This window comes from Grimontia marina, from assembly GCF_900060185.1.
In the GTDB taxonomy this organism is placed as follows: Bacteria; Pseudomonadota; Gammaproteobacteria; order Enterobacterales; family Vibrionaceae; genus Enterovibrio; species Enterovibrio marinus.
The window spans coordinates 1-502 of sequence record NZ_FIZY01000294.1 but is presented as its reverse complement, the minus strand read 5'-3'; the positions used below and the strand labels follow the sequence as shown (position 1 = coordinate 502).

Genomic DNA, 502 nt, shown 5'->3' with positions numbered 1-502 from the left:
AATACAGCACTAAAGAAGGCGTTCAGGAAGATATCCTGGAAATCCTTCTAAACCTTAAAGGTTTGGCTGTACGCGTTGCTGAAGGCAAAGATGAAGTGTTTATTACACTGAACAAATCAGGCTCAGGCCCTGTTGTTGCAGGTGACATCACCCACGATGGTGATGTAGAGATCGCTAACCCTGAGCACGTAATTTGTCACCTAACGGATGACAACGCTGAGATCGCTATGCGTATCAAAGTAGAACGTGGTCGTGGTTACGTTCCAGCTTCAGCTCGTATCCATACTGAAGAAGATGAGCGTCCAATCGGTCGTCTGCTTGTTGACGCAACTTACAGCCCAGTAGACAAAATTGCCTACGCTGTAGAAGCGGCACGTGTTGAGCAGCGTACTGACTTAGACAAGCTTGTTATCGATATGGAAACGAACGGTACTCTAGAACCTGAGGAAGCTATCCGTCGCGCAGCTACTATCCTAGCTGAGCAATTGGATGCATTCGTAGC

The 502-nt window shown here is 47.4% G+C and carries 1 protein-coding gene; it reads left to right on the top strand.

Going from position 1 to position 502, the window contains the following annotated elements:
• A partial coding sequence (locus GMA8713_RS26495) for a DNA-directed RNA polymerase subunit alpha (protein ID WP_479687083.1) occupies positions 1 to 502 on the top strand: 502 nt, incomplete at both ends.